We start from the raw sequence: 25389 nt of genomic DNA, 5'->3' as shown, positions 1-25389 counted from the left end.
ACTGCTATTTTTCTCCTTAATTTCTCCATAAAAAAAGCCGGGTAAGTTTCACCTTACCCGGCCTGCATTGGAGGACAGAACCGTTATCCGCGCGTCATCATCAACTTACGCAGCGCGGCGAAATCCGCGGGCAGTTCATGCGAAAGCAGCGGCAGGTCCGCACGCTCGGCCAGCTCTTTTGGCAGCGGCAGCGTTTCACCCAGAATAACTTCCACGCTCTCTTTGAACTTCGCCGGATGAGCCGTTCCCAGGAACAGGCCATACTCCCCCGGATTCAGCTGATCGCGCAGCGCACGGTAAGCGATCGCCGCATGCGGTTCAGAGGTGTACCCCGCCGCTTTCAGCTCACGCATAGTGGCTTTGGTGGTCTCATCCGTCACCGCGGCGTAACCCAGATCGCCCAGACGCCAGACCTTACGGCGGAACAGCTCTTCCACACGCGGCCAGTTGTTCGGCTGGCTTACGTCCATCGCATTCGAAAGCGTCGCCTGCGTGGCGTTCGGTGCCCATTTACCGTCTTTCAGGAAGCGCGGCACGGTGTCGTTGGCGTTGGTGGCGGCGATAAAGCGTTTTACCGGCAGGCCGAGCGATTTCGCCAGCAGGCCCGCCGTCAGGTCACCAAAGTTGCCGCTTGGTACGGAGACGACCAGCTGATTGCGCGCCTCCTGTGGCAGCTGTGCAACCGCTTCGAAGTAGTAGCAGATCTGCGCCAGCAGACGGCTGATGTTAATGGAGTTCGCCGAGTTCAGACCCAGCGCCACTTTCAGCTCTTCATCATCGAAGGCCTGCTTGACCAGCGCCTGACAGGCATCGAAATCGCCGTTAATTGCCACGGTTTCAATGTTGCCCCCGAGCGTACAGAACAGTTTTTCCTGCAGCGGACTGATTTTGCCTTTCGGGTAGAGGATCACCACGCGAACGTTCTTCAGACCATAGAACGCATGGGCAACGGCCGCACCGGTATCGCCGGAGGTCGCCGTCAGAATCGTTACCGGTTTGTCGCCGCTGATGTGGGTCAGCATCTGCGCCATAAAGCGGCCACCGAAGTCTTTAAACGCCAGGGTTGGACCGTGGAACAGCTCAAGGCAGCCGACATCCGGCTCAACCTGCTTAACCGGTGCCGGGAAAGCGAACGCTGCACGCACGCGCTCTTCCAGCAGCTCCTGCGGGATTTCATCGCCGATAAAGGCAGAGAGAATTTTAGTGCTGCGGGTGACAAAGTCCTGCTTCAGCAGTTCATCAATGTCGGTCAGCTGAAATTCCGGCAGGTCATGGGGGAAGAACAGCCCCTGATTTTTGCCCAGTCCCTGAGTCACCGCCTGCGCGAAGCTGACCTGCTCGTTATGATCTTTAAGGTTGTAGAGTTTCATTCGTTATCCCAGTACTCGTGCGCCAGCCGTGTCCAGACGGCAAATATGAACAAAGCCTTCCTGATTTTGCAGGTAGTGTTTAGAGAGCCAGTCCGCCACGCGCTGCGCCGTGTCTGGCTTATCGCACAGGGCGAACAGCGTCGGGCCGGAGCCGGAGATACCGCACGCCAGTGCGCCGGTATCCATTGACGCCTGTCGCGCCTCGTTAAAGCCAGGCAGCAGCTTAGTGCGGTACGGCTCGGCGATAACGTCTTTCATTAATTTTGCTGCCAGCTGCGGCTGACGGGTGTAGCAGGCGTGTATAAAGCCGGCCAGATGACGTCCGTGAGCGATACAGTCCTGACGACGATACTGCGCAGGCAGGATCGCACGCGCTTCAGCGGTGGATACCTTAATGCCGGGATAGGCCAGCACCCACAGCCACTCATCAAACCCTGGCACCTGCTGGCTGATGATGCCATTTTCTTCAATCATCAGCTGCATACCGCCGAGGAAGCAGGGGGCGACGTTGTCATAATGAATGCTGCCGGAGATGCGCCCTTCCAGTTCGCCCATTAACCCGAGCAGACGGTTATTATTCAGTGGCTTGCCGCAGTGCTCATTCATGGCCACCAGTCCGGCGACCACGGAGCAGGCGCTGGAACCCAGGCCAGAGCCAATCGGCATACTTTTTTCCAGCGTCATGGCGACCGGCACATTTTTGCCGATCTCCTGACAGAACCGCTCCCAGCACTGATAAACGATATTCTCGCGCGGGTCTGTCGGCAGTTTGCTGGCGAAGCGGCCCACGTTATTCAGGCTAAAGCTCTCTGCCGCTTCAACCGTTACCGTATCGCCCAGCAGCGAACCATCAACCGGCGTCACCGCCGCACCCAGCACATCAAATCCGACGCTCATATTGGCGCTGGAAGCCGGGGCATAAACTTTCACCATGTTAAACTCCTAACTTCCATGACAGGGTCCGCAGCAAATCGGCAAATACACCCGCCGCGGTAACATCATTCCCTGCGCCATAGCCGCGAAGCACCAGCGGCAGTGGCTGATAATAGTGGCTGTAAAACGCGAGGGCGTTTTCGCCGTTTTTTACTTTGTACAGCGGGTCGTTGCCATCCACTTCAGCAATCTTCACGCGGCACATACCATCGTCTTCAATATTGCCAACATAGCGCAATACCTTACCTTCATCACGGGCTTTCGCAACGCGTGCGGCAAAGGCGTCGTCTAGCTGCGCTAAATTGGCCATAAAGGTGTTCACGTCACCGCTGTCGTCAAACCCGGCAGGCAGAACAGGCTCAATCACGATATCGGAAAGCTCCAGCTCACGGCCCGTTTCACGCACCAGTATGAGCAACTTACGCGCCACATCCATACCGGAGAGATCGTCTCGCGGATCCGGCTCGGTGTACCCCAGTTCACGCGCGGCACGGGTCGCTTCCGACAGGCTCATGCCCTCATCCAGCTTGCCGAAGATAAACGACAGCGAGCCGGAAAGAATGCCGGAGAAACGCTGCAGTTCATCCCCCGCGTTCAGCAGGTTTTGCAGGTTCTCGATCACCGGCAGGCCCGCGCCCACGTTGGTGTCGTAGAGGAACTTACGCCGTGACTTGCTCGCCGCCAGACGCAGCTGGTGATAGTAATCCATCGACGAGGTGTTGGCCTTTTTGTTTGGCGTCACCACGTGGAAACCTTCGCGCAGGAAATCGGCGTACTGATCGGCCACCGCCTGGTTCGAGGTACAATCGACAATGACCGGGTTAAGCAGGTGATACTCTTTCACCAGGCGGATCAACCGGCCCAGATTAAAGGGCTCTTTGGCATCATTCAGCTCAGCCTGCCAGTTTTCCAGGTTCAGGCCATGAACGTTGGTCAGCAGCGCTTTAGAGTTCGCGATACCGCACACGCGCAGATCAATGTGCTTTTTCTTCAACCACTCCTGCTGACGCTTCACCTGCTCCAGCAGCGCGCCACCCACACCGCCCACGCCAATCAGGAACAGCTCGATCACCTGATCGGTGTTGAACAGCATCTGATGAACCACGCGAACGCCGGTTGTCGCATCGTCGTTGTCAACAACCACCGAGATTGAACGCTCAGATGATCCCTGGGCAATGGCCACAATGTTGATGTTGGCCCTGGCCAGCGCGGCAAAGAATTTGGCCGAGATACCGCGCAGCGTACGCATACCGTCGCCCACCACCGAGATAACCGCCAGGCGTTCCTGGATAGAAAGCGGCTCCAGCAGCTCTTCTTTCAGCTCAAGGTAAAACTCTTCTTCCAGCGCACGACGGGCGCGCAGACAATCCCCCTGCGGTACGCAGAAGCTGATGCTGTATTCAGAAGAGGACTGAGTGATCAGCACAACCGAGATACCGTTGCGGGACATGGCCGCGAAAACGCGGGCCGCCATACCGACCATGCCTTTCATTCCCGGGCCGGAAACGCTGAACATGGCCATATTGTTCAGGTTAGAAATGCCTTTCACCGGCAGGCCGTCTTCATCGGTACTGGCGCCAATCAGCGTGCCTGGCGCTTGCGGGTTACCGGTGTTTTTAATCAGGCAAGGGATCTGGAACTGGGCAATGGGAGAGATGGTGCGAGGGTGAAGAACTTTAGCGCCGAAGTAGGAAAGCTCCATCGCTTCCTGGTATGACATCGACTTCAGCAGCCTGGCGTCCGGCACCTGGCGCGGATCGCAGGTGTATACACCGTCGACGTCAGTCCAGATCTCACAACAGTCGGCGCGTAAACAGGCTGCCAGCACGGCAGCAGAGTAGTCGGAGCCGTTACGGCCCAGTACGACAAGTTCACCCTTCTCGTTTCCGGCGGTGAAACCCGCCATCAGGATCATATGGTCAGACGGAATTTTGCTCGCGGCAATACGACGGGTTGATTCGGCTATATCAACGGTAGACTCGAGGTAGTGGCCCACCGCCAGCAGTTTTTCAACGGGATCGATAACCGACACATTGTGGCCACGCGCTTCCAGCAGGCCCGCCATGATGGCAATCGACAATTTTTCACCACGGCAGATTAACGCCGCGTTGATGCTGTCCGGGCACTGACCTAAAAGGCTGATACCGTGCAGCACGTGTTTGATTTGGGCGAACTCTTGCTCAACAAAGGATTTCAGCTGTGCGAGCGGGAAACCCGGCTGCGCCTCCGCCAGTCCCTGCAGCAGCTCAGCGAAGATACGCTCGGCGTCGCTCAAGTTCGGGAGTGCATCCTGGCCACCGATGGTCTTTTCAATCATCGCCACCAGGTGGTTGGTGATTTTTGCCGGGGCAGAGAGCACGGTCGCGACCTGCCCCTGCCTGGCGTTGCTCTCCAGGATATCGGCAACACGCAGAAAACGTTCTGCATTTGCCACTGATGTACCGCCGAACTTCAACACTCGCATGGTTCTACCTCGTTTCCTTTAGCCGAAAAAAAAGCCCGCACTGTTTGGGTGCGGGCTTTTTTCTGTTTTTCCTGTACGCGTCAGCCCGCATCATTTCCTGTGGTAATGATGATGGTTGTTGTAATGGTGGTGATGCTGATGCGTTTCATGGATGTTGTGTACTCTGTCATTATTATCTGTCTGTGCTGTATTCTTTTAGGGTTAAAGGATTGGGCACCTTAAGTCAATGAATTTTTAATTTGATCACAATTCGGGACGCTCTCACGTCCCGCTGCTTGCAGATTTATTTTCATCCGATTCCCCCAGACGCACCCCACCCAGACAGACGGATGCGCCATAGTAAAAACTTATGACAGCATTTTACTCGGCCAATTTTTTTTCAATATCATGCAGCAAACGGTGCAACATTGCCGTGTCTCGCTGCTCAAGACGCCCAAGTCGCTGATGCAGCCAGTCCGCCATTTTTTGATCTTCCGCGACACCGAGTTGTAATAACAGATGGTCAACGCGAGCGCGCAGCGCGGCCAGTTGGTTTTCATCTGCCCCTTCAGCCTGGGGTTGAGGAATTTGTATTAGGGAGGCTAATTGATAGCAATACACCATTACCGCCTGGCCTAAATTCAGCGACGGATAATCCGCCACCATCGGCGCACCGGTCAGGACGTCCGCCAACGCCAGCTCCTCGTTCGTCAGACCGGAATCTTCCCGCCCAAAGACCAGCGCGGCCTTCGTCAGCCACTGGCTTTTCTCCGTTAACATCGGCAACAGTTCCGCCGGCGTGGCGTAATAGTGGAACTTTGCCCGGCTGCGTGCCGTGGTCGCCACGGTAAAAGAAATGTCGTGCAGCGCAGCGGCGAGCGTGTCGTAAGTGGTTATATTATCGAGAATATCCCCTGAACCGTGCGCCACCCAACGGGCCGCGGGCTCGAGGTGCGCCTGGCTGTCCACGATGCGAAGATCGGTAAACCCCATGGTCTTCATGGCACGCGCCGCAGCGCCTATATTTTCGGCTCTGGCTGGGGCGACCAGTACAATCGACAGATGCATTTATGCTCTCTTTTTAATCAGTTAGCGGATAAAAATGTGATGCACTTCAACATATTACGCGGCGCGAATTTACAAAAATGCAACACAAATCACCGAAATAGCGTTTCAGAACAAATTAAAAACGCTAAACTATTTTGTGGCTGAACAATCAGTTAGAATGTTAACAGAAGGCTATTATCCTTATGTTTTATAATGGTAATGACCTCATGAATACTCTTTTCTGATTGGATTCGTATCGTTTATAAATCAAGGTACGCAACTAGTTGGTTTATTGAAAAATTGTGACAAAGGCTAGCATTCGGCTACGATGATTTCATCAAACTGTTAACGTGCTACAATTGAACTTGATATATGTCAACGAAGCGTAGTTTTATTGGGTGTCTGGTGTCACTTAGCCTGTTATGTTGCTGTTAAAATGGTTAGGATGACAGCCGTTTTTGACACTGTCGGGTCCAAAGGGAAAGTACCCACGACCAAGCTAATGATGTTGTTGACGTTGATGGAAAGTGCATCAAGAACGCAATTACGTACTTTAGTCACGTTAGGCCGGTCATGTTAATTTGCGACATGCATCAGGCAGGTCAGGGACTTTTGTACTTCCTGTTTCGATTTAGTTGGCAATTTAGGTAGCAAACATGCAGACCCCGCACATTCTTATCGTTGAAGACGAGTTGGTAACACGCAACACGTTAAAGAGCATTTTCGAAGCAGAAGGCTACGATGTCTTTGAAGCGACCGATGGCGCAGAGATGCATCAGATCCTTTCTGAAAATGATATCAACCTGGTGATCATGGATATCAACCTGCCGGGCAAAAACGGCCTTCTTCTGGCGCGCGAACTGCGTGAACAGGCGAACGTCGCGTTAATGTTCCTGACAGGCCGTGATAACGAAGTTGATAAAATCCTTGGCCTGGAAATCGGTGCGGATGACTACATCACTAAACCGTTTAATCCACGCGAGTTAACCATTCGTGCACGCAACCTGCTGTCCCGCACCATGAACCTGGGCACGGTCAGCGAAGAGCGTCGTAGCGTAGACAGCTACAAGTTCAACGGCTGGGAACTTGATATCAATAGCCGTTCACTGATTAGCCCGAACGGTGAGCAGTATAAACTGCCGCGCAGTGAATTCCGCGCGATGCTGCACTTCTGTGAAAATCCGGGCAAAATTCAGTCCCGTGCAGAACTGCTGAAGAAAATGACCGGCCGTGAGCTGAAGCCGCACGACCGTACCGTAGACGTGACCATCCGTCGTATCCGTAAACATTTCGAATCTACGCCTGATACGCCGGAAATTATCGCCACTATTCACGGTGAAGGTTATCGTTTCTGCGGCGACCTGCAGGAGTAATCCGGCAACTGAAGTAAAAAAACGGCGCTTTCGCGCCGTTTTTTATTTCCAGACTCGCATCGTATCCGCATCAGGTTCAACGGGGGGGACGGGACGCTTCGGCTGGGAGAGCGAATACCAGTCAAGGTGACGCGTCAGGTACATGACCGCAAACAGTGCCATCGCCAGTACGGCAGCTCCCAGCAGCAACGCGCTATCCTCAGAACGCAGCAGGAACCACATCACGACATCCAGCCCCAGCAGCGCCAGAATAAACACTCCGCTTCGCCTCCAGCTTTTCAGTACCGCCTGCAGGTACACACCATTCATCATCGCGCCGACAAGGCTTGCAATAATCCAGGCCGGCGTAAACCCGACATGCTCAGACAGGGCAAGTAAGACGAGATAGAACAGGACCAGCGACAACCCCACCAGCAGATACTGCATTGGGTGCAGACGCAATCCGGTGAGGGTTTCGAACACGAAGAAGGCCATAAACGTCAGGGCAATCAGTAAAATAGCGTATTTGATCGCGCGGTCTGTCAGCTGGTACTGATCCGCTGGCGTGGCAACCGTCACGCTAAAGGCCGGGATAGAACTCCACTCCGGTGACTCGCCCTCGGCAAACCAGCTTTGCATGTTGTTAGCAAACCAGCTGCTCTGCCAGTTTGCCTGGAAACCAGACTCGCTAATCTGATGTTTAACAGGCAAGTAGTATCCCATAAATCCCGGGTGCGGCCAGTTACTGCTCAGCGTCATTTCACTGTTACGCCCGACCGGCACCACCGCAAAACTGCCCGTCCCTGCCAGGTTAAACGACATATCAAGGGCGAGCGTTTTCGGCTCAAGGGCTTTATCACTCAGCGGAATATGAATACCGGCAAGTGTGCCATACACGCCGGTTCCCGGTTCTACGCTGAGCGCCTCACCGTTGATTTTTGCGACCTTCACCGTACCAATGCCCCGGGCATCACCCACGCCAATCACCAGGAATGGCTGCCCCAGCGTCATGGTTTCGCCCTTCAGCTGCGCCATTTTCTCCGTCGAAAACTGCGCTTTTATTTTGAGATCGGTGTTCCAGATTTGCCCGTCATAAATACCGATGCTTCTGGACTCCACGTGCTGATTTCCCTCAACGAGCAGAGATTCCGGCAGGATAAAGTGCAGGTAGCTTTTTTTGTATTCGACCTTTTTCTCATCCTCAAGTTTGTAAAAAACCTCGGTGACAGGAATGGCAATCAGCGGTCCTACCAGCTTTTGCGGCCCGCTGGTGCTTTGGCGAAGCGAGTGTTCAACATCGTTACGGTAGCTCTCACGCTCCGAAATCAGGTTACTGACCATAAAGAGCGGGACTAACAACAGCAGAATGCACCCCAGCAGGGTGCTTACTTTCCAGAACAGGGGGGATTTCATCATTACGTCTCCTTTGTGATGAGGAGAGCGTACCGGGGCTATGTGGGGCCAGTTTGAAGTTATGTGAAGTGACGGTGAAGTGTTAGCGTGGCTTTCACGCCGCCTTCTGGCTGGTTATGCAGAGCAATGTCCCCCTGATGCAGACGCGCCACCTCCTGCACGAATGCCAGACCCAGCCCGCTGCTTTTCAACCCGTTCTCGCGAGGGAGCGAGTAAAAACGTTCAAAAATACGCGCCATGGCATAGTCCGGGATCCCGCTTCCGCTGTCGCTTACGGTAAGCCGGATCTCGGTTGGCGTCTCCTCGGCAGCCAGCTGAAGCGTCCCGCCCTGCGGAGTAAAATCGATGGCGTTATCCAGCAAATTGCCCAGCGCCTGTTCAAGCAGCTCGGGGTCGCCCTGCACCTGCAGCGAAGTGGGCTGGCAGGTCAGGATGATATTTTTCGCCGTGATAACGGCGGAGCGTGAATCCGCAAGCCGTGAAAACAGCGTGCTGATACTCACGCTCACCGGCTCTATCTCTACCCGGTTTTCAAGACGCGCCTGAGAGAGCAGTTTTTCCACCAGCGACTGCATACGCGCGTTTTGCACCAGAATATTATCGATAAACCGCGCGGCCACCGCCGGCGGTGGCTGCTCATTAAGGATCTCTGCCGCGCCGCGGATTGCCGCCAGCGGGCTTTTGAGTTCGTGAGTAAGCGCATGCACATAATGCTCGATGTAATTCTTACCCTCGAGGCGAATGCGCATATTTTCCAGCGCCTGCGCCAGCTTTCGTAGCTCACTGCTGCCGGGGTTAGGCAGCGGGAGAGGCATGTCCGTGGTCACCGCATCGGCATAGCGCGACAATCTGCCAATGGAACGATTGATCCATCCCGCCACCAGCAGACCAATCAGCAGGGCAATCCCGAGCAGTGCCCCACCCGCCCACAGGATCCGCCGCTCGCTACGGTGAATAACCGGTGCCATGGCGCTGTTAGGTTTTCCGACCGACAACACGCCGATAATGTTGCCCCTGTCCATTACCGGTGCGGCAACATACATCACCGTACTTTCCGGATCGTCAGGGTTGCTCTGGGTGCTGCGCGCGCCATATTCCCCGCGAAGCGTCAGCCAGACGTCATTCCAGCGGGAGTAGTCTTTTCCTACCGCCAGGCCCGCCGAATCAAACACCACTTTGCCCGTGGCATCGGTCATGTAGACGTGGTACTCGTTGCGGACTTTATGAATGCCGCCAATGTTGGCGCGAAACGGCCGCTGATGGAGCCGTGAAAAGGCCTGCGCCAGCTGGCCCTCCTGCGAATTGCCTGCGAGCAGGTCGTCTCGCCCCACTTCCGCCAGCAGGGTCGCGGTGTCAATCAGCGTGCCTTCGGTGGCTCTGCGCACGCCGGGCTTAACCTCCTGCACGAAGATAGACAGTACAAACCACGCGGCGATAGCGACAATCAGGAAATAGCCCAGCAGCAGACGCATGCCAATACGCATTAATAAAGCCCCAGACTGTAACCCATCCCGCGATGGGTACTGATGGGCGAAAGCCCGTCATTGACCGCGCGCAGCTTGGCGCGCAAGGTTTTGATATGCGTATCCACGGTACGATCGAAGCTATCGCCGTCTTCGCCCCACACTTTGTCCATAAGCTGCTGGCGAGAAAAGACCCGGCCCGGCGCCTGCAGCAATGTTTTGAGCAGCAGGAACTCGTAGCGCGTGAGCGGTAAAGGCTCCCCATACCAGCTGATTCTGGCGGCGGGTTCATTCAGTTCAAACTGCCCGATACGAATGATCTCGGCAGGGGCGGTGGATTTTTGTAACCGCCGTAGAATAGTCCTCACCCGGGCACAGACTTCACGCGGGGAGAAGGGTTTGGCGACATAATCATCCGCGCCCATCTCCAGTCCGAGCAGCTTATCCACCTCGTCACTTCGCGCCGTCAGGAACAGGATCGGCAGTGACGGATGCTGCGCCAGAAGCTGACGGCAGAGTTCAAAGCCGCTGATGTCAGGCAACCCGACATCCAGAATCGCCAGCGCGGGGACCTGCCGCCGCGCCTCTTCCAGTACCGGTAACCCACGCCCGAAAGCCTTCACCGCAAACCCCTCCTGCTGAAGCATGTAGAGTAGCGTGTCGGCGATACTGATTTCGTCCTCAACCAGCCAGACCAGAGGTTGCTGCATGATTCATCCCTGAATTAGTGCCATGGCATGATTGGCACGGCGCTGATGGCGTTTTTCGGTGAGCCTTCAACCACTTTGTCGGAATAGGCCAGATAGGCGAGCGTGTTGCGTTTGGCGTCATAAAAACGCACCACCTGCAGCTTTTTAAACACCAGCGAGGTCCGTTTCTGGAAAACCACGTCGCCCTGCGCTTTGCCGTTTTTGATTTTGTCACTCAGCTCCACAGGGCCGACCTGCTGGCAGGAGATAGCCGCATCAGAGGTATCTTCAGCCAGCCCAAGCCCGCCTTTAATGCCCCCGGTTTTCGCCCGACTAACGTAGCAGGTGACGTTTTTCACGTCCGGATCATCAAACGCCTCCACCACAATCTTGTGGTCCGGGCCGAACACTTTGAAAACGGTATCGACAGAACCAATCTGTTCCGCCTGCGCGGCGTGCCCCACCGTCAACATCAGGGCAGTGAAGATCAAAGTCTTGTATTTCATATTGTTACCATTTTTAAGAATTACGCTGAGCGATTATTCAACACTGTAGACAAAAATGTAGCAAGATCACAGGATTAGAATATATTCACCCAAAACGAGGAACAAAAGGCATTAATGAGCAAAAAAAACACTGAATGCTAAAACATCAAAAAATGCTATTATCCGCTAACCTGTTATCAGGCACCTGCTGTTTTAAGGATGAGGATAGTATATGGATCAGGCTGGAATTATTCGCGACCTGCTCACCTGGCTGGAAGGTCATCTCGACCAGCCTTTGTCACTGGATAATGTGGCGGCTAAAGCAGGCTATTCCAAGTGGCATCTGCAAAGGATGTTCAAGGATGTCACCGGTCATGCTATCGGGGCCTATATCCGCGCACGTCGTCTGTCAAAATCAGCGGTGGCATTACGCCTGACCGCGCGGCCGATTCTGGATATTGCACTGCAATATCGTTTCGACTCGCAGCAAACCTTTACCCGCGCCTTTAAAAAACAGTTCTCGTTAACGCCAGCGCTCTATCGCCGCTCGCCTGACTGGAGCTCGTTTGGCATGCGTCCGCCGCTGCGTCTGGGTGAGTTTGCAATGCCGAAATATGAATTTATCACCCTGCCAGAAACGCACCTGATTGGTACGACGCAAAGCTACTCCTGTTCGCTGGAGCAGATTTCCGAATTCCGTCATCAGATGCGCGTTCAGTTCTGGCGCGACTTCCTGAGCCATGCGCCGGCGATCCCGCCCATCCTGTATGGTCTCAACGAAACGCACCCAAGCCAGGAAAAAGACGACGAGCAGGAGGTGTTCTACACCACCGCGTTAACGCCAGAACTGGCGAATGGCTATATTCAGGGTTCAAAGCCCGTGGTGCTGGAAGGCGGCGAATACGTGATGTTCGCTTATGAAGGGCTGGGAACGGGTGTACAGGAATTTATCCTGACCGTTTACGGAACCTGCATGCCAATGCTGAACCTGAATCGCCGTAAAGGTCAGGATATTGAGCGCTACTATCCGGCAAGCGATGCTAAACCGGAAGAAGGCCCCATCAATCTGCGTATGGAATACTTAATTCCGATACGTCGTTAACGCTGAAGTTCGTCAAGCGCAGGGGCATCAAGATGCGAAATGTCCCCTGCCATCTCTACGACCCAACCTGACGCCAGCCACGCGCTTTCCTGATAGTCGATACGGGAAATAGAGCAGTTGCGCAGACGCAAACGGCGCTCTGCATACGCAGGTAACCCCAGAATCGTGCTCACCAGGCAGCCCAGCGCAATACCGTGACTCACCAGCAGCGGACGGCTCCCGGCCGGAAGCTTCAGGCATTCCGCCAGCGCGGCATGCATACGCACGCTCAGCTCCTGCATGGATTCGCCTTCCGGAATACGACCATCTTCGGTGCCGTTGACCAGCGTGCGACGCCAGCCCTCTTCCGTTTCCGTCAGCGTATCGATATGCCGTTTTTCCAGCACGCCCATATCCAGCTCGCGCAGACGCGGCTCGATCATGACATCACAACCACAGGCATCGGCAATGATGCGCGCCGTCTGCTGTGTGCGACCTAAGTCGCTGGTGATAACATGCGTAATGCCCAGCGTTCTGGCGCGTTCTGCCACCTGCCACGCCTGCTGCACACCCTTTTCAGTAAGAGGACTGTCTGACTGGCCTTGAATACGTCGCTCGGCGTTCCACTGCGTCTCACCGTGGCGAACAAGGTATACCTGTAACATGCTTTTTTTCCGTTATACTGCGATGAGTTTTTTTTGAATCGAGCTTAATTATGCACCATGTTGTCTCTGCTACCACCAATCCTGCCAAAATTCAGGCAATTCTAAGGGCATTCGAAGAGATTTTCGGCGAAGGATCCTGCCATATTGATGCCATCGGCGTCGAGAGTGGCGTGCCTGAACAGCCGTTTGGCAGCGAGGAAACGCGCGCTGGCGCACGAAATCGCGTGGCAAACGCCAGGGCTGCCGCACCGGATGCTGACTTCTGGGTGGCAATTGAAGCGGGTATCGACGAAGGCGCGACGTTCAGCTGGGTGGTCATCGAGAACCGTGAACAGCGTGGAGAAGCGCGTTCAGCAACCCTGCCGCTGCCAAAAATCATTCTGGAAAAAGTATCTGCGGGTGAAGCGCTCGGGCCGGTGATGTCTCAGTACACCGGCATCGATGAAATTGGCCGCAAAGAAGGCGCGATTGGCGTCTTTACCGCTGGCGCACTAACGCGTTCAGGCGTTTACCACCAGGCGGTGATTCTGGCCCTGAGCCCGTTCCATAACGCGATTTATCGCTGAGCGCCCAGCAGCACAGACTCCAGCCACTGACGCAGTTCCACCGGCGCGGATTTCAGGCTGTTCGATCCGCGGGTGATCGTCGCGATACCCGCGCCCAGTTCATTTTTGAGCTCACGCTGGCTCATCTCACCGCGCAACAGCTCTTCGATGATCCGCACGCGTGTGCCCAGGGCTTCACGCTCATCCGGCGTCAGCATCAGCTGCAATAAAGGCAAATGCAGATCCTGGTCGTAAGACTGGCGGAGCAACTCCACAAAACGAAGCCACTCCTGATGACGTTGTTCGGCCATTGCCGAGGAATACGGGGAATGCTGGGTCATGTTATGCCGCCTGTTGTACTCATTAACGAGTACAGCATAACACAACCCGCCCCATCAGTAACGTCTCTGCCACTCAGCATCGCTCATCAGGGTATCTTTTTGTCCCATGAAATAGCGATAGTAGGCGTCATAAGCCAATACGTTCTTCACATAGCCGCGGGTTTCCGAGAACGGAATACTTTCCACAAACGCGACGGCGTCAATGCGCCCGGCGCTGTTGCCAAGCCAGGTGCGCACGCGGCCCGGGCCTGCGTTATACGCCGCTGAGGAGAAGATGCGGTTATTGCCGAACTGCTGATAAACATACTGCAGGTAGCTGGTACCGATATTGATGTTGGTCTCCGGATCCAGCAGCTGTGACGGGCTGCTGTATCCCGGGATGTTAAACATCTTCACCGTGTGCGTCGCGGTTCCCGGCATCACCTGCATCAGGCCGCTGGCCCCAACCGGAGAACGGACTTTCGGGTTCCACGCACTCTCCTGACGGGCAATGGCCATGGCGTAGCTTTGCGGAATGTCTTTACCGCTGGTGTAGCGCTCAAACAGATCTTTATAGGCCAGCGGGAAACGCTCTTCGAGATGATCCCACAGCTTGCCGGCGATCGTTGCCTGCACGCTCAGATCCCACCAGTGGTTATCAAAGGCATAGCGGGCAAGCTGTGCCTTCTCATCGGTCGTACGGCTGGTCACCAGATTCGCCCATTCGCTACGGGCGGTATTGTCCATGTTCCAGTACATCAGCTCGCGAACGCGCGCCATTTCTGGCCCCTGAGTCAACGCCGGGTTGGCGTTAGCAGGTGCTTTATCAATGCGGAACGTGTACTCCTCACCCAGTCGCTGCGCGGCCGCCATCGGATAGAACCCACGCTGCTGCATCAGCGCATGGAGGATCTCTTTGGCTTCATCGTCACGCCCGCGCTCCATCAGCAGATCCGCCTGCCAGTAACGCCATTCGTCTTTCTCTTTGGCATCCATTGGCAGACGCGCAAGCCAGGTATTCAGCCCCCGGCGATCGCCCGTCCCCAGCGCCATACGCACGCGGCGCTCCACCAGCGACGTGGAGTTCGAACGCATAATCGCATCGTCTCGCCAGCGCGCCTGCTCGTCGGTTACATCGGTGCTCATCAGTCGCCACGCCACAATGTCGCGCAGCTCCTGAGTTTGATCTTCATTGAGCTGCTGCGCCTGCACCAGCTGCGGGATCATCAGCCGCGCATTTTCCACGTCGTCACGCGCCACGCTGGCAAAAGCCACCGCGGCCATCTGGCGGGTAAAATCGGTCGCGCCGGTGCTGCGGGCAAAGGTCAGTACGCTGTTCGGATCGTTCGCCAGGGCGATGACGGCGGTTGAGATCGTCTGATAATCAGACGGCATTTGTCCCGCAAGCGTGGTAACCAGCCGCGTGTTTCCGGCTTTCATCGCCAGGCGAATACGTTCAAGGTACGCCAGCGGATCCTGCTTACCTGACGCACGCCATGCGCCAAAGAGGGAATCACAGGCATTTGGCTGGCTTTTTCCGGTCAACCACAGATCTTTCGCGCCCGCCCAGGCCTCTTCCTGCTGTCCGGTAACCCACTTCGCATAGTAATAGTTACACTGGGCTTCGGTGGTGTTCGGTTTTTCCGGGCTAAACGCCAGCAGCCCACGCCAGTCTTCACGACGTGCCAGCTCGTTCACAAAACGAGACTGCAGCGTCCGCGCGGGCGGCAGCGTCGGGTTCGCCTGAATAAAGTTATTCACGGTGACCGTGGGTTGATTCATGAGATCGTCAGTGATCTGCCGATACTCCAGATACGGATAGAGAGGATACGCTTTTAAGGTCGGCATCAGCGCCTGCACGATATCCATCTGCTTATTGTCCCACGCCTGTTTAATCTGGGCGTAGCGATTACGTTGTTCATCCAGTGAATCGGCATGCACCGCCTGGCTTGCCGCCATCACGCATACGCTGGCAGCCAGCAGACGCCAGACCACCTGTTTGGCTTTTCCCACAAGCTCTTCCTCATTGTTTTTTCGTCAATTGCAGCGTCTTGCCACGTCAAAGTCTAATTAACTTATGCTAACCAGGCATCCTGCAACGCGCCACGTCGCGGACGCTTTTTTACCTTTCTTGCGCGTTTTAACACTCCCGACGTTCCTGGCTGGGATTAAGACGGGAAAAAGGCTACACTTCGAGGCTGATATTCTTTCTCATCACGATAAAAGAGGCGAAGTCCAACGTGGCTCAATTCGTTTATACCATGCATCGTGTCGGCAAAGTTGTCCCGCCGAAACGTCATATTCTTAAAAATATCTCGCTGAGCTTCTTCCCGGGCGCAAAAATCGGTGTTCTGGGTCTCAACGGTGCCGGTAAGTCCACCCTGCTGCGCATCATGGCCGGCATCGATACAGACATCGAAGGTGAAGCCCGTCCGCAGCCTGGCATCAAAATTGGCTACCTGCCGCAGGAGCCTCAGCTCAACCCGGAACACACCGTTCGTGAATCCGTTGAAGAGGCGGTTTCTGACGTCGTTAACGCACTGAAAGGTCTGGATGAAGTGTATGCCAAATACGCTGAACCGGATGCGGACTTCGATAAACTGGCCGCTCAGCAAGGCAAGTTTGAAGAGATTATCCAGGCGCATGACGGCCACAACCTGAACGTGCAGCTCGAGCGCGCCGCTGACGCCCTGCGTCTGCCAGACTGGGATGCGAAAATCGCGAACCTCTCCGGGGGTGAACGCCGCCGCGTGGCGCTGTGCCGTCTGCTGCTGGAAAAGCCAGACATGCTGCTGCTCGACGAACCGACCAACCACCTGGATGCGGAATCCGTGGCATGGCTGGAGCGTTTCCTGCACGATTTCGAAGGCACCGTTGTGGCGATCACCCACGACCGTTACTTCCTCGACAACGTTGCAGGCTGGATCCTGGAGCTTGACCGTGGTGAAGGCATTCCATGGGAAGGCAACTACTCCTCCTGGCTGGAGCAGAAAGACCAGCGTCTGGCGCAGGAAGCCTCTCAGGAAGCCGCGCGTCGTAAGTCTATCGAGAAAGAGCTGGAGTGGGTTCGTCAGGGCGCTAAAGGCCGTCAGTCTAAGGGCAAAGCCCGTCTGGCACGCTTTGAAGAGCTGAACAACACCGAATACCAGAAACGTAACGAGACCAACGAACTGTTTATTCCGCCTGGCGCACGTCTGGGGGATAAAGTGGTTGAAGTCACCAATCTGCGTAAGTCTTATGGCGATCGCCTGCTGATTGACGACCTGACCTTCTCCGTACCGAAAGGTGCCATCGTGGGGATCATCGGTCCGAACGGCGCGGGTAAATCCACCCTGTTCCGCATGATGTCCGGTCAGGAACAGCCAGACAGTGGTTCAATCACTCTGGGTGAAACCGTGAAACTGGCTTCCGTTGACCAGTTCCGTGACGCCATGGATAACAGCAAAACCGTGTGGGAAGAAGTCTCCGGCGGCCTGGATATCATGCGTATCGGTAACACTGAAATGCCAAGCCGCGCTTACGTTGGCCGCTTTAACTTCAAAGGCACCGACCAGGGTAAACGCGTGGGCGAGCTCTCCGGTGGTGAACGTGGTCGTCTGCACCTGGCCAAACTGCTGCAGGTTGGCGGTAACGTGCTGCTGCTCGATGAACCGACCAACGACCTGGACATTGAAACCCTGCGCGCACTGGAAAACGCCCTGCTGGAGTTCCCGGGCTGTGCAATGGTTATCTCGCACGACCGTTGGTTCCTTGACCGTATCGCAACCCACATCCTGGACTACCAGGACGAAGGGAAAGTGGAGTTCTTCGAAGGTAACTTCACCGAATACGAAGAGTACAAGAAACGTACGCTGGGCGCGGATGCGCTGGAGCCGAAACGTATTAAGTACAAACGTATCGCGAAATAAATGTAAAACGGCAACGTCAGTTGCCGTTTTTTTTGTTTGTTCCTACATCCTGTGAGTGACGCACCGTTCACCCACCCACGTAAAACCGCTTCACCTCATCACACTGCATCGCAAAGTCGATATAACGCATCAGCGCCGGCGAGTTCAGCTTGCGGCTCGGGTAAGCCAGCCACAGATCGTTCCCCTCGACGTTCCACTCCGGCAGCACCTTCACCAGCGCGCCCTTTTCAACCTTATCCTCAAGTAAAAAAGCGGGAAGCAGCGTGATCCCGGCGCCGGCGATGGCACATTCGCGCGCATACACCAGATTATCCGTCAGATGGGCGTTATCCGGCAGATAACGGTAATCCTCACTTTCGCTTTGCAGCAGCCACTCAGACCACGCCTTGTGGGTAATACAGCGGTGATCCACCAGCTGCCGGGGATGCGTCAGCGGCTCCCGGCGCGCCAGGTAAGCCGGTGAGGCCAGCATATAACGCGGGCAATGACCAATCATACGGCCAATCAGGGAGGAGTCCTGCGGCTTACCGGTACGCAGCGCCACGTCAAAACCTGACTCGACCAGGTCGAGCACGTCGTCAGAAATGGACACGTCAAGCGAAACGTCCGGATAGCGGAGCTGGAACTCCGCATTCAAATGCGCCAGCAGTGTCGCGCCGATCCCGGCCGGGCAGGTGATGCGCAGTCGACCGCTGGGGTTTTCACGCAGCCGCTGAATGGCGTACTCCGCCCGTTCACTTGCCGCCAGCATCTCACGGCAGTGAACCAGATAGTGCTCGCCGGCGAACGTCAGGTTCAGCCTGCGCGTAGTACGATTGAGCAAGCGGATCCCCACCTGCTGCTCAAGCTGACTGATTCGCTGGCTGACGCTGGATTTCGGCAGCTCAGCTTTCTGTGCCGCCGCGGTAAAGCTGCCCAACTCTGCCACCAGCGCAAACAGCGCCATGTCCTGAAGTTGTTTAAACATGATTGTTCATCCTGTACGAACACTTCGTTCTTAATTGTCCATCTTATCACGCGACTGAGCACTTAATAGACTAGTCTCAACAACACGCTTTCCATAAAGGAGCTCACCATGTCAGTTAAAGCCATTGCCGTTAATCCAGACAGTCCTGCTGATTTCATTGAAATTACCCAACCGATGCCGCAGCCCGGCGAGTACGATCTGCTGGTTGAGGTAAAAGCCGTTTCCATCAACCCGGTCGATACCAAAGTTCACGCGGGCATCGTCAGAAGCGGCCTGACGGAACCACGCGTTCTCGGCTGGGACGCCAGCGGCATTGTGAAAGCCGTGGGTGCAGGTGTTAGCGGTTTTAAACCGGGTGATGAAGTGTGGTACGCGGGCGATATTACCCGCCCGGGCAGCAATACCACCCATCAGCTGATCGATGCGCGCATTGTCGGGCATAAGCCGGTAAGCCTCGGCTGGTCTGCCGCAGCCGCCTTGCCGTTAACCGCCCTCACCGCCTGGGAAGGATTGTTTGAACGGCTGAATATCCAGGATGCCGGCCCGGACAAAACGCTGCTCATTATTGGCGGCGCGGGCGGCGTAGGATCGCTGGCGATCCCGTTTGCGAAGCATCGCAGCAACGTGAAGATCGTCGCGACCGCCTCGCGGGAAGATTCTGCTCAGTGGTGTCGCGATCGCGGTGCCGATCACGTGGTGAATTACCGGGACCTGAAAGGTGAACTGGCTAAACAGGGCCTGACGTTTGTGGATTACATTTTCATTCTCAATGATACCGACGGCCACTGGGATGCCGTCAGTGAACTGATCGCACCGCAGGGGCATATCTGCTCCATCGTTGAGAACGCACATCCGCTGAACCAGGATAAGCTGAAATCCAAATCCGCCGCGCTGCACTGGGAGTTTATGTACACCCGCAGCATGTACCAGACCGCCGACATGGCGCGTCAGGGCGAGATCTTAAACGAGGTTGCGAAGCTGGTGGATAACGGCGTGGTGGAAAGCTCACTGAGCGAAACGCTGCACGGGCTGAGCGTCGAAAGCATCACCGAAGCGCACCGAAAAGTGCTGGACGGGCATATGCGTGGCAAAGTGGTGGTTGAGTATTGAGGGGGGGGTTCCCCCTCACACCGGCCCTCTCCCTCAGGAGAGGGTTAGGATGGGGGGAATTACCCCTGCTCCCCCATCATCTCTTTCACCAGCTCTACGCAGCGCAGGAAACGGCTGTCGTAATCTGACTCCTCCACATGCACAAACTCCACGTTATTTTCGTGCAGCATGCCGATGAGCATGCTCTGGAACTCTTTTCTGTCGACGGAACTGCCGAGGCTGCGGATCCCGTCGGCAACCCACGGGGTATTGTTTTCGAGCAAAATCACCAGGTCAAAGCGGTATTCGTCTATCAGCGCCTGCACAAACGGATGCTCGCGTCCCTCGTATTTTTTGCAGAACGCCTGGGTGGTGACGAAATCGGTATCAATGAAGGCCACTTTATTGGCGTATTTCACCGCGAAATCAATGTACTGCGCATGACCGAGCGCGATTTTATCGTAGTCGGAGTACTGCAACGCCATCTCGTCACCGCCCAGATGTGAGAAGACGTAATCACGCCCGTACTCCCACGCACTGGTGGTGTTAAAGATGTTGGCCAGCTTGTTGACCAGCGTCGATTTCCCGCTCGACTCGCCGCCCAGAATCGCAACAGTGCGCACAAAGAACGGTTTTACCTCGGTTGGGATGTAATCCCAGTAGCGGAACGGGTTTTCGCGGATCAGCGCCCCGCTGATGTTCATAAAGGTACGCTTTGGATCGATCAGCACGGTTTCAATGCCCAGATGCTCGCGGAACTGCGGCGCATCGGACTCTTCAGAGGTGTAGATCCAGTTCGGGGTGATCCCTTTTTCGTCCATGAACGCTTTGACGCCATTGCTCCACACATCCCAGCCGTGCGGATACGGCTCCATGCCCTCTTCATTAAAAGCATGAATACGAATGTTTTTCTGGTACTTAAAGGTCTGCAGCAGCCAGCGCAGGCGATCCGGCACGGTTGGCTGCTGCGACATGGCGCTGTCCTCGAACAGCTGACGGTCGCGGGTTTCATCGTAACCCATGATGATATGCAGCTCGTCCACCTGGCTACAGGCACGCTGGATAAGATAGATGTGCCCGGTATGCAGCGGGTAAAACTTGCCAAATACCACGCCGACGTTCTTTTGCATACGCGGGAATTCAAGCCCCAGAAAGCGGTGCAACGCTTCCAGCTTTTGTGCGCTGGGGCTTTTGATTTTGGCGTTCAGCAGTTGGCTCAGGTAGCCTTTGGTCATGCCGCTGGCATCCGCCACCTGCTGCAGCGTGCAGCCTTTCTGGCGGATTGCGGTCTTGATGTAGTCAAATGATGACATAAATTACGGTGCCTCCTGCAAAATCGAATACGTAATTATAAGTCGTCAAAGACATTTAACGCATCTGCGAGTTTCTTCACGCCAAAGACCTGCATCCCTTCCGGGATTTTTTTCGGCACGTTGGCGGCGGGCACAATGGCGCGGCGAAAGCCGTGCTTCGCCGCCTCGGAGATGCGCTCCTGGCCGCTTGGCACCGGGCGTATCTCCCCGGCCAGACCCACTTCACCAAACACCACCAGGTCCTGCGGCAGCGGTCTGTCACGCAGGCTGGAGACCATTGCCAGCAGCAGCGCCAGATCCGCACTGGTCTCAGTGACTTTGACCCCGCCGACCACGTTGACGAACACGTCCTGATCCGCCATCTGCAGGCCGCCGTGGCGGTGCAGTACGGCCAACAGGATCGCCAGGCGGTTTTGTTCCAGGCCAACGGCCACACGCCGTGGGTTACCCATCATTGAGTGATCCACCAGCGCCTGAATTTCCACGAGCAGCGGACGCGTCCCTTCCCAGAGCACCATCACCGAGCTACCGGAGGTCACTTCATCGCCCCGGCTGAGGAAGATGGCAGACGGGTTGCTGACTTCACGCAGCCCCTGCTCGGTCATGGCAAACACGCCCAACTCGTTCACCGCACCAAAACGGTTTTTGTGGCTGCGCAACGTACGGAAACGGGAATCGGCATCGCCGTCGAGCATGACGGAGCAGTCGATACAGTGCTCCAGCACTTTCGGCCCTGCCAGCGAGCCATCTTTCGTGACGTGGCCGACCATCACAATCGCCACACCGCGCGTTTTGGCAAAGCGCGTGAGATAGGCGGCGGTTTCACGCACCTGCGCCACGCTCCCCGGTGAAGACTGGATATCCGCCATGTGCATCACCTGAATGGAGTCGATAACCATCAGCTTCGGCTGCTCTTCTTCGGCAATCATGCAGATTTGCTCGATGCTGGTTTCCGAAAGCATGTTGAGGTTGCCGGTTGGCAGGCCAAGACGGTGCGCACGCATCGCCACCTGCTGCAGGGACTCTTCACCGGTGACGTACAGGGTTTTCATCTGTTCGGCGAGCTTGCAGAGCGTTTGCAACAGCAGTGTTGATTTACCCGCTCCCGGGTTACCGCCGATCAGGATCGCACTGCCCGGCACCACTCCCCCGCCGAGCACACGGTCAAACTCTTTGAAGCCGGTCGAGAAACGCGGCAGCTCTTCGAGGCTAATATCCGAGAGCTTTTGCACTTTCGCGACACCGGCGTTGCCGGCATAACCGCTCAGGCGTTCATTGCGGGCCACGCTCGGCGAAGCCGCCACACCACGCACTTCGGTGATGGTGTTCCAGGCATGACAGGCGCTACATTGCCCCTGCCAGCGCGGATAATCCGCACCACATTCATTACAGACAAATGCGCGTTTTGGAGCTTTCGCCACGGTTTACCTCGTTATTTCTGATTCACGCTGCCGGAGAGAATGCAGAACACCCCCATCAGGTCAGCATGACGGATGGTGACTTCCGTCTTTTCATTCACTTTAGGCTTGGCATGGTAGGCAATGCCAAGGCCTGCCGCTTTGATCATCGGCAGGTCGTTCGCGCCATCACCGATGGCAACGGTCTGGACGACAGGAATTTCATATTTTTCCGCCAGACGGGTCAGGGTATTGGCTTTGTACTGGGCATCCACGATATCGCCGATCACCTGGCCGGTCAGCTTGCCGTCCATGATTTCCAGCTCATTCGCCACCACGGTGGTCAGGCGCAACGTGTCGCGAAGGTAGTCGGCGAAGAAGGTGAACCCGCCCGAGGCGATAGCCACTTTCCAGCCCAGCGTTTCTAACTTCAGCACCAGCTGCGTCAGCCCCGGCATTAACGGCAGCTCATCACGCACCTGGCGCAGGATGTTCGCGTCCGCCCCTTTCAGGGTCGCTACGCGCTGTCTCAGACTGGCGGTGAAATCCAGCTCGCCGCGCATCGCGCGTTCGGTCACATCGGCCACCAGCTCGCCGCTGCCGGCAAGCCTGGCGATCTCGTCGATACACTCGATCTGGATGGCGGTGGAATCCATGTCCATCACCAGCAGACCCGGCGTTTTCAGGTGTGGAATTTTGCCGAGAGGCGCCACGTCCAGGCCGGCATCATGCGCCAGGCGGGTCGCGCGCTGCGTCAGGGAACCTGCCAGGCGGATGACCTGATAATCCTCTACGCACCAGGCCGCCACGATGACCATCGCTGCACCCAGTTTGGTTTGATATTGGGTCAGGCGTTGTTTGTCCAGGCCGCGTCCGTACAGCAGCCAGCCGCTACGGCCAGCGTGGTAATCCAGAGGCATCACCTCATCACCACTTAAAGAGAGCGGCAATCCTGGCCATAAAGAGACATCCGTAGGCAGGTCGCACCAGGTAATGTTCGGCATTGAAGCTCCTGTGAATTCGTTCGCGCCGGAAGGTTCCAGAGGGAAAATAACGCATGAGGCTACCTTGTAACCATCACTTCTGGCAACATTAAGCCGTAAATTTTCAGCAGGTGGAATATGGCTCGCGCAAAACTGAAATTCCGACTTCATCGTGCCGTGATTGTCCTGATATGTCTCGCACTCTTGGTCGCGCTGATGCAAGGGGCATCGTGGTTCAGCCAGAATCACCAGCGGCAACGTAACCCGCAGTTTGAGGAACTGGCGCGTACTCTGGCGCGTCAGGTCACGCTCAACATCGCCCCGGCGATGCGCACCGAAACGCCGGACGAGAAGCGCATAGGTCAGATATTACGCCAGTTAACCGAAAACAGCCGCATTCTTGATGCCGGTGTCTATGACGAACAGGGCGACTTGATCGCCCGTGCCGGTGAGCACGTTGACGTCCGTGACAGGCTGGCGCTGGACGGCAAAAAAGCCGGCGGCTATTTCAATCAGCAGATCGTCGAACCCGTGCAGGGGAAAAATGGTCCGCTCGGGTATTTGCGCCTGACGCTCGACACCCACACCCTGCCCACCGAAGCAAAACAGGTGGACAACACCACCAATATTTTGCGCCTGATGCTGCTGCTCTCGCTGGCCATCGGTGTGGTGCTGGCACGCACGCTGCTGCAGGGTAAACGCACCCGCTGGCAGCAATCGCCTTTCCTCCTGACCGCCAGTAAATCGGTGCCCGAAGAGGACGAGAGCGATAAGAAAGAATAGTGATAAAGTAGGCTTACGATTCGGAAAAGGAACTTTGCCATGACGACGTTACGCCTGCTTATCTCTGACTCTCACGATCCCTGGTTCAATCTCGCGGTAGAAGAGTGCATCTTCCGTCAGATGCCAGCCACTCAACGGGTGTTATTTTTATGGCGCAACGCCGATACGGTGGTGATTGGCCGTGCGCAGAATCCCTGGAAAGAGTGTAATACCCGGCGTATGGAAGAGGATAACGTCCGCCTGGCGCGACGCAGCAGCGGCGGCGGCGCGGTATTTCACGACCTCGGCAATACCTGCTTTACCTTTATGGCGGGCAAACCTGAATACGATAAAACCATTTCCACCGCGATTGTGCTTAACGCCCTGACATCGCTGGGCGTGACTGCCGAAGCGTCAGGCCGCAACGATCTGGTCGTCAAAACCCCCGACGGGGATCGCAAAGTCTCCGGCTCCGCCTACCGTGAAACCCTGGACCGGGGATTCCATCACGGGACATTGTTGCTGAATGCCGACCTCAGCCGTCTTGCGAATTACCTTAATCCCGATAAGAAAAAGCTGCAGGCCAAAGGTATCACCTCCGTGCGAGGCCGCGTCGCCAACCTGACCGAATTACTGCCGGGCATCACCCATGAACAGATCTGCGATGCCATCCGCGAAGCGTTTTTCGCTCACTACGGCGAGCGGGTCGAAGCCGAAGTGATCTCCCCGGATAACACCCCTGACCTGCCAAACTTTGCGGAAACCTTTGCCCGTCAGAGCAGCTGGGAGTGGAACTTTGGTCAGGCGCCGGCCTTCTCGCACCTGCTGGACGAGCGCTTCACCTGGGGCGGCGTGGAGCTTCATTTTGACGTGGAAAAAGGCCACATTACCCGGGCGCAGGTCTTTACGGACAGCCTGAACCCTGCGCCGCTGGAGGCGCTGGCCAGCCGCTTACAGGGCTGCCTGTATCGGGCCGACACGGTGCAGCTGACATGTGAGGCGTTACGTGGCGAGTTCCCCGATCAGGCAATCGAGCTGGGCGAGCTTTCTGCCTGGCTTTCGCAGACCGTACGCTAAACCATGTTGCCCGGCGAGCTTCGCCGGGCGAGTGGTGTAACCTGTTTACGCGATAACGTCTTATTCTTATTTTTTTAGCAGGCTTCA

Annotated in this window: 24 protein-coding genes and 1 other annotated feature; of the genes, 7 read left to right on the top strand and 17 right to left on the bottom strand. The window is 56.0% G+C overall.

Going from position 1 to position 25389, the window contains the following annotated elements; all coding sequences use genetic code 11:
• Positions 1-83: 83 nt before the first annotated feature.
• From thrC to yjjY, 6 genes are all read right to left on the bottom strand, one after another.
• The gene (gene thrC / locus JTA15_RS20805) at positions 84-1370 is read right to left on the bottom strand and encodes a threonine synthase (RefSeq protein ID WP_219372680.1); all 1287 of its coding nucleotides are present in this window, start codon (positions 1368-1370) and stop codon (positions 84-86) included.
• Between the two features lie 3 nt (positions 1371-1373).
• A complete protein-coding gene (thrB, locus tag JTA15_RS20800; protein WP_014168558.1) occupies positions 1374-2303 on the bottom strand; it encodes a homoserine kinase in 930 nt (309 codons plus the stop codon).
• Between the two features lies 1 nt (position 2304).
• A complete protein-coding gene (gene thrA, locus JTA15_RS20795) occupies positions 2305-4767 on the bottom strand; it encodes a bifunctional aspartate kinase/homoserine dehydrogenase I (RefSeq protein ID WP_219372679.1) in 2463 nt (820 codons plus the stop codon).
• Between the two features lie 24 nt (positions 4768-4791).
• Positions 4792-4909: a sequence feature (Thr leader region), on the bottom strand.
• Positions 4848-4916 (bottom strand): thr operon leader peptide, encoded by a 69-nt coding sequence (thrL, locus tag JTA15_RS20790; RefSeq protein WP_015572623.1) that lies wholly within the window; start codon positions 4914-4916, stop codon positions 4848-4850. It overlaps the preceding feature by 62 nt.
• A 211-nt stretch (positions 4917-5127) precedes the next feature.
• Complete coding sequence (locus tag JTA15_RS20785; protein ID WP_014168556.1) at positions 5128-5814, bottom strand: tRNA/rRNA methyltransferase; 687 nt, start codon at positions 5812-5814, stop codon at positions 5128-5130.
• 399 nt (positions 5815-6213) lie between these two features.
• Entirely contained in the window at positions 6214-6354 is a 141-nt protein-coding gene (yjjY, locus tag JTA15_RS20780) for a protein YjjY (RefSeq protein ID WP_001541509.1), read from the bottom strand.
• A 95-nt stretch (positions 6355-6449) separates the two neighbouring features.
• Here yjjY and arcA point away from each other — a divergent pair, with 95 nt between their 5' ends.
• Positions 6450-7166 carry a two-component system response regulator ArcA gene (arcA, locus tag JTA15_RS20775; protein ID WP_003856501.1) on the top strand — a complete coding sequence of 239 codons (717 nt, stop codon included), beginning with the start codon at positions 6450-6452 and terminating at the stop codon, positions 7164-7166.
• A gap of 42 nt (positions 7167-7208) precedes the next feature.
• On the opposite strand, the gene creD is transcribed toward arcA, so the two are convergent.
• From creD to creA, 4 genes are read right to left on the bottom strand one after another with little or no spacing between them, the layout of a single operon-like run.
• On the bottom strand, positions 7209-8561 hold the full coding sequence (creD, locus tag JTA15_RS20770; protein ID WP_086533229.1) for a cell envelope integrity protein CreD: 1353 nt from the start codon (positions 8559-8561) through the stop codon (positions 7209-7211).
• Between the two features lie 56 nt (positions 8562-8617).
• Positions 8618-10042, bottom strand: coding sequence for a two-component system sensor histidine kinase CreC (creC, locus tag JTA15_RS20765; protein WP_219372678.1), 1425 nt, complete (start codon positions 10040-10042; stop codon positions 8618-8620).
• Entirely contained in the window at positions 10042-10731 is a 690-nt protein-coding gene (gene creB, locus JTA15_RS20760) for a two-component system response regulator CreB (RefSeq protein WP_219372677.1), read from the bottom strand. Before creB ends, creC begins: the two co-directional genes overlap by 1 nt.
• A 14-nt stretch (positions 10732-10745) precedes the next feature.
• Positions 10746-11216, bottom strand: coding sequence for a protein CreA (gene creA / locus JTA15_RS20755; RefSeq protein ID WP_014168552.1), 471 nt, complete (start codon positions 11214-11216; stop codon positions 10746-10748).
• Between the two features lie 211 nt (positions 11217-11427).
• On the opposite strand from creA, the gene robA reads away from it, so the two are divergent.
• Complete coding sequence (gene robA / locus JTA15_RS20750) at positions 11428-12297, top strand: MDR efflux pump AcrAB transcriptional activator RobA (protein ID WP_219372676.1); 870 nt, start codon at positions 11428-11430, stop codon at positions 12295-12297.
• On the opposite strand, the gene gpmB is transcribed toward robA, so the two are convergent.
• A complete protein-coding gene (gpmB, locus tag JTA15_RS20745) occupies positions 12294-12941 on the bottom strand; it encodes a 2,3-diphosphoglycerate-dependent phosphoglycerate mutase GpmB (RefSeq protein WP_014168550.1) in 648 nt (215 codons plus the stop codon). The genes robA and gpmB overlap by 4 nt on opposite strands.
• 50 nt (positions 12942-12991) lie before the next feature.
• Between gpmB and yjjX the strand changes: the two genes are divergently transcribed.
• On the top strand, positions 12992-13507 hold the full coding sequence (gene yjjX, locus JTA15_RS20740) for an inosine/xanthosine triphosphatase (protein WP_014168549.1): 516 nt from the start codon (positions 12992-12994) through the stop codon (positions 13505-13507).
• On the opposite strand, the gene trpR is transcribed toward yjjX, so the two are convergent.
• Both trpR and sltY read right to left on the bottom strand, forming a co-directional pair.
• Positions 13498-13827, bottom strand: a complete 330-nt coding sequence (gene trpR, locus JTA15_RS20735; protein WP_020885267.1) for a trp operon repressor — start codon at positions 13825-13827, stop codon at positions 13498-13500. The genes yjjX and trpR overlap by 10 nt on opposite strands.
• 54 nt (positions 13828-13881) lie before the next feature.
• The gene (sltY, locus tag JTA15_RS20730) at positions 13882-15819 is read right to left on the bottom strand and encodes a murein transglycosylase (RefSeq protein WP_219372675.1); all 1938 of its coding nucleotides are present in this window, start codon (positions 15817-15819) and stop codon (positions 13882-13884) included.
• A 227-nt stretch (positions 15820-16046) separates the two neighbouring features.
• Between sltY and ettA the strand changes: the two genes are divergently transcribed.
• On the top strand, positions 16047-17714 hold the full coding sequence (gene ettA, locus JTA15_RS20725; protein WP_014168546.1) for an energy-dependent translational throttle protein EttA: 1668 nt from the start codon (positions 16047-16049) through the stop codon (positions 17712-17714).
• A gap of 67 nt (positions 17715-17781) precedes the next feature.
• On the opposite strand, the gene JTA15_RS20720 is transcribed toward ettA, so the two are convergent.
• Complete coding sequence (locus JTA15_RS20720) at positions 17782-18681, bottom strand: LysR family transcriptional regulator (protein WP_032681692.1); 900 nt, start codon at positions 18679-18681, stop codon at positions 17782-17784.
• Between the two features lie 108 nt (positions 18682-18789).
• Here JTA15_RS20720 and JTA15_RS20715 point away from each other — a divergent pair, with 108 nt between their 5' ends.
• Positions 18790-19791, top strand: coding sequence for a zinc-binding alcohol dehydrogenase family protein (locus tag JTA15_RS20715; RefSeq protein WP_063214206.1), 1002 nt, complete (start codon positions 18790-18792; stop codon positions 19789-19791).
• A 59-nt stretch (positions 19792-19850) separates the two neighbouring features.
• Here JTA15_RS20715 and nadR read toward each other — a convergent pair whose 3' ends face one another.
• The 3 genes from nadR to serB are packed head-to-tail and all read right to left on the bottom strand — an operon-like array spanning position 19851 to position 23484.
• Positions 19851-21083 (bottom strand): multifunctional transcriptional regulator/nicotinamide-nucleotide adenylyltransferase/ribosylnicotinamide kinase NadR, encoded by a 1233-nt coding sequence (gene nadR, locus JTA15_RS20710; protein ID WP_219372674.1) that lies wholly within the window; start codon positions 21081-21083, stop codon positions 19851-19853.
• A 35-nt stretch (positions 21084-21118) separates the two neighbouring features.
• The gene (radA, locus tag JTA15_RS20705; protein WP_014168542.1) at positions 21119-22504 is read right to left on the bottom strand and encodes a DNA repair protein RadA; all 1386 of its coding nucleotides are present in this window, start codon (positions 22502-22504) and stop codon (positions 21119-21121) included.
• Positions 22505-22515: 11 nt separating this feature from the next.
• Positions 22516-23484, bottom strand: coding sequence for a phosphoserine phosphatase (gene serB, locus JTA15_RS20700; RefSeq protein WP_020885272.1), 969 nt, complete (start codon positions 23482-23484; stop codon positions 22516-22518).
• A gap of 117 nt (positions 23485-23601) precedes the next feature.
• On the opposite strand from serB, the gene JTA15_RS20695 reads away from it, so the two are divergent.
• Entirely contained in the window at positions 23602-24246 is a 645-nt protein-coding gene (locus tag JTA15_RS20695; protein ID WP_040018580.1) for a YtjB family periplasmic protein, read from the top strand.
• Between the two features lie 39 nt (positions 24247-24285).
• Complete coding sequence (gene lplA / locus JTA15_RS20690; RefSeq protein WP_219372673.1) at positions 24286-25302, top strand: lipoate--protein ligase LplA; 1017 nt, start codon at positions 24286-24288, stop codon at positions 25300-25302.
• The last annotated feature ends 87 nt before the right edge of the window (positions 25303-25389 follow it).

The organism is Enterobacter sp. BIDMC 29 (assembly GCF_019378755.1).
In the GTDB taxonomy this organism is placed as follows: domain Bacteria; phylum Pseudomonadota; class Gammaproteobacteria; order Enterobacterales; family Enterobacteriaceae; genus Enterobacter; species Enterobacter ludwigii.
Note: the sequence above shows the minus strand (reverse complement) of the source record. Positions and strands in the feature narration are given on the sequence as shown.